General features: G+C 61.4%; 5 protein-coding genes and 1 pseudogene. All 6 read right to left on the minus strand.

Translation table 11 applies throughout. The features are described 5' to 3' along the window. Positions 1-151 (minus strand): annotated as a pseudogene (locus EN879_RS26450) (methyltetrahydrofolate cobalamin methyltransferase); the annotation flags it as partial. A gap of 81 nt (positions 152-232) precedes the next feature. Continuing rightward, positions 233-1,324 (minus strand): methylenetetrahydrofolate reductase, encoded by a 1,092-nt coding sequence (locus EN879_RS26455; RefSeq protein ID WP_063168204.1) that lies wholly within the window; start codon positions 1,322-1,324, stop codon positions 233-235. Further along, entirely contained in the window at positions 1,321-1,947 is a 627-nt protein-coding gene (locus EN879_RS26460; protein ID WP_013531169.1) for a methylenetetrahydrofolate reductase C-terminal domain-containing protein, read from the minus strand. Before EN879_RS26460 ends, EN879_RS26455 begins: the two co-directional genes overlap by 4 nt. Then, a complete protein-coding gene (locus EN879_RS26465; protein ID WP_013531170.1) occupies positions 1,940-2,242 on the minus strand; it encodes a virulence factor in 303 nt (100 codons plus the stop codon). The genes EN879_RS26460 and EN879_RS26465 overlap by 8 nt, the downstream gene beginning before the upstream one ends. Before the next feature lie 204 nt (positions 2,243-2,446). Continuing rightward, positions 2,447-3,229, minus strand: a complete 783-nt coding sequence (locus EN879_RS26470) for a formyl transferase (RefSeq protein WP_027160505.1) — start codon at positions 3,227-3,229, stop codon at positions 2,447-2,449. A gap of 93 nt (positions 3,230-3,322) precedes the next feature. Further along, positions 3,323-3,898, minus strand: a complete 576-nt coding sequence (locus EN879_RS26475) for a DUF4893 domain-containing protein (RefSeq protein WP_013531172.1) — start codon at positions 3,896-3,898, stop codon at positions 3,323-3,325. Between the last annotated feature and the right edge of the window lie 231 nt (positions 3,899-4,129).

Consider the following 4,129-nt stretch of genomic DNA (forward strand, 5'->3'; position numbering starts at 1 on the left):
CCCTGATGACGGTCTCGAAATTGCCCGCGATCATCTCGGCGGCCAGCTTCTTGCGGCCGGTCGGGTTGATGCGTTCGCCGATCACGCAGAACGGCTGGTCGAAGCCGATGATGATTTCTCGTGTCGCCGAAGCGACGATGGTACGGGTCATAAATTCTCTCCGCCGTGATATAAAGATTTCTTTATATCGTTGTCTGGTTTCGTTCAAGCGAATGGGTGGCCGTCCGCGCCGTCAGTGCGCGGTCTTCACCATATCCACCTGCGTTTCGGTAATATCGTCGTGCAGTATGTGCTCGAGCCGATCGGCGACCATCTGGTCGTCGCGGCGGATCTCGCGTTTCCATGGCTGGCGGCCCTTCAGCACGCCCGATTCATCGACGATCTCGGCGACATATTCCTCTTGCCGGTAGGCCATCACGTGAACGCCGGAAACACCTGATATTTCCTTCACCTCGTTGATGATGTCGATGCAGAGCTGCTTGCCTTCCTTTTTCTGGTCCTGGGCGCCTTCCAGCCGCTTGATGACGGAATCGGGAATATGGATGCCCGGCACGTTCGAGCGGATCCACTTGGCCGTCTTGGCCGAGGCGAGCGGCCCGACGCCAACCAGGATGAAGCATTTTTCGGTATAGCCGAGGTCGCGCACCTTTTGCATGTAGGTGCGGAACATGGGCACGTCGAAGCAATACTGGCTCTGTACGAATTGCGCGCCGGCGGCGATCTTCTTGCCCAGCCGGTGCGGGCGGAAGTCGATCGGCGGCGCGAACGGATTGATCGCAGCACCCAGGAAAAGCTGCGGCGGCGTCGTCAGCTTGCGGCCGGACAGGAACTTGCCGTTGTCGCGCATGATGCGGCAGGTTTCCAGGAGCGACATGCAGTCGAGATCGAACACCGGCTTGGCGCCGGGCTGGTCTCCGGCCTGCACGCCGTCACCTGTCAGGCACAGCATGTTGGCGACGCCCATCGCAGCCCCGCCCAGCACGTCGCCCTGGATGGCGATGCGGTTCTTGTCGCGGCAGGCGATCTGCATGATCGGCGCATAGCCCATGCGCGTCAAAAGTGCGCAGATGCCGACCGAGGACATGTGGCAGTTGGCGCCCGATGCATCGACGGCGTTGATGGCGTCGACCCAGCCGTCGAAGATTTTCGCCCTGTTGTAGACGTCTTCCGGATCGGCGCTGTCGGGCGGGTTGAGTTCCGTCGTCACAGCGAACTCGCCGCGCCGCAGTACGCGCTCCAGCCGACCGCGCGAGGTGTGGCCGGGCAGGGGTTCGAGCGGCAGGTGGATGCCGGCCGGGTTTTCGTCGCGCTGGCGGCCGATCATGCCGACGCCCCGGTGCTGGCCGCCTCATTCTTGGCGGCAGCGGCGGCTTCGCGCGCGGTGGCCGCCTGCGCGGTCACCCGCAGCCAGGCCGAGGTTTCACGCAGCGACTGGTCGACCGGCTTCTGCACGGTCAGGATCCTGTCGCTGTGCACCATGTTCTGCGAGCCTTCCCAGGCCTTGACCCAGACGCAGGGCATATCGGGCTCGACCTCGCAATTGCCGTTGGCGCGGACACCGCCGCAAGGGCCGTTGCGCAATTGCTTGGGGCAGTTCATCGGGCAAGACATGCCTGTCGAGGACAAGATGCACTGGCCGCACATGCGGCAGTCGAACATGAAGCCCTTGACGCGCTTCTCGACAAATTTGATCGGCCCTTCGACACGGCCATAGCCTATGCCTTTCCATAAGGGATGGAGGAGCAGGAACATGTCGGCGAATTTGGCGTAGAACCATTCGAGTAATCGCGAGTGCCGCACCGACCATAATCTGACCGCGAAGGAACGCTGCACGCGCCGCTGCGGCGATACGTCGGCCGGCTTGTAGTCGGATTTCGGCGCTGCCTTCTTGACCAGAGTGGCCTGGGTAACAGCCGGCCTCTCCTTGGCAGGAATGGTTTCAGACATTTTCTTTGCCGCCCGCCTTGACCAGAGCGACCAGCCGCTCGCGGTCATATCTCGTGTCGATGTCGTTGAATGCCTTCTCGACTTCGGCTTCGAGGTCGTCGCCGACCGGAATGGGATCGGCTTTGCGCCATTCGGCCAGATAGTCGTCTGTACCGCCGGCGCCGGTGCGCATGGCGCACATGTCGATCGCCTCGGTAAAGCGCAGCGGCAGTTCGCGCTTGGCGTTCTGCCGGCCCTTCTTGACGATCACCTGGGCAGGGATGTCGCGCCAGTAGACGACGATCAGATCGGCCATGAATTCTCACTCCTCGAACTATCGAGCATTGCCGCAAGCGCAGTGGTGCCGCTTGTTATGGGACGACGCGCGCGCATTCAAAAGCGACGCATATCGATGTCGTAAAATGAAAAGTGGGTTTATTCGTTTGCGGCGTGTGCCGGCGCCCGGTCCAGCGCGTCGGAAACGCTGGCGCGCAGTATGCCGTCCAGGACGAAAAACGCGCTACCAGATGCCAGTTCTGAGGCCCGTCCAGACGTAGAACCAGATCGTCGGATGATACCAGAGTTTCGAAGGCAGGCCGGGATCGATCGTCGTGAGTTTTCCAGCCAGTGCATCGCTGACAGCCTCGACGCAGATGTCGCGCGAGAACGCCGTCTGGCGTAGCGCGTGACTTGAGATGGTGTCGCCTTTTTTCGATCTGCCGCGCGCCTGCTTCAGCACGCCACCAGTGTCGACGCCAGCGTCGACGAGGTGGACAGTCGTGCCGAAATTCTCCGCATCGCCTGATACCAGAGCCCAATAGCCGCCATTCATGCCGCGATATTTCGGCGTGATGCCCGCATGGTAGTTGAGCACCGGGCAGGGCATTTTGCTCAGCATCTCAGCCGAGATTAGTCGGCAACCGTTGAGCAGCACAACGCCTGGCCGGATCTTCTGGATCGCCTGCAGGCACTCAAGCCCATTGGCCGAGGCTACCGGGATGATCTCCTGGCCTGGTCGCGGCTCAACCTCCAGCTTCTCCTCGGCAATCAGTCGCGCGCTATGGCCGGCCAGGAATCGCTTGCCCAACCTACTCAGTACCATCGTGCCAAGCTGGCCGATGGCGGAAATCCAGCCTTGGCGGCGAGCCCGGCCACGCAGCAATTGCTTTTTGGATTCAGGCGTTTCGAGGACGACGCTGACAGGACCTACGCGGTCGGCGATCGCATTGATCATAGCCCAGACATGCTGGCCGCCTCCGGTGACGACCACGATCGGACGCGTATTGGATTCTGATGCTGCCATGGATCTTGCCCCCTCCAAGCAACCCTTCTCGACAATAGACGGGATGCTAGGGTGTCCGGGTTAATCCTTGGTGATCAGCTCTTCGATACACAGTCAGCGCTTGAATTCGATGATATCGAGCTTCGATTCATAGTAGGGCGCCGGAAATTCGATGCGCCATTCCTTGGCGCTGTTGCGGAAGGCGTAGCCGACCTGGTCGGTTTGCGGACCGCTGCCATAGGGCTTTGCCGGATCGCTGTTGACATAGAAGGAGCCGAGATAGATCGCGCGTTTCTCGCCATCGTCGAAGAAACGGCCCCTGGTGCGCTGCGAGCCGCTGATCTTCTCCAGCCGCCAGCCGGAACCGTCATCGGTCACCTTGCACTTGAACCAGCCATAGATGACGAGCGGCAAAGGTCCGCCGGCCTTGATGGTGCGGCACTGCCAGTTGCCGGTCAGGTCCTTGTCGGAAAAGGCCACCAGCGGCTTTGCCAACAGGGCATCGAGTTGCTTGACCTCGGCCGGGTTGCCTGTCTTCGCCTCGGCAAGGGCTGCCTTGCGGGTCTCGCCATATTTGTCGAGCCGCGTCTTGTCGGCCGGGGTGATGAGTTTCTGTATCTCGCCGTCGGCATGGGCGGGCAGGGCCAAACAGAGGAGGCCGAGTGCAGCTATCAAGAGGCGAGGGGTCATCAGTGCGTTTCCATGGCTGGCAGTCTGTTTGCTTGTGGCGCACACCTTACCCGTCCACGGCGGCCTGTCATCTAGCCTTGAGTCATCGCGGGGCAAGAATTGCTTCAGGCGCCTGCAGCCGCCTGCGCCATCCCGGCCGTCAGGTCGCCATAACCGGTGGCGCGGCGTTCATAGACGAGACCGAGCATTCTGGCGGCTTTTTCGGCGACCTTGTCGAGTTCCGGATCGTTG

The sequence above is a fragment of the Mesorhizobium sp. M7A.F.Ca.AU.002.02.1.1 genome, assembly GCF_003998535.1.
GTDB classification, from domain to species: domain Bacteria; phylum Pseudomonadota; class Alphaproteobacteria; order Rhizobiales; family Rhizobiaceae; genus Mesorhizobium; species Mesorhizobium ciceri.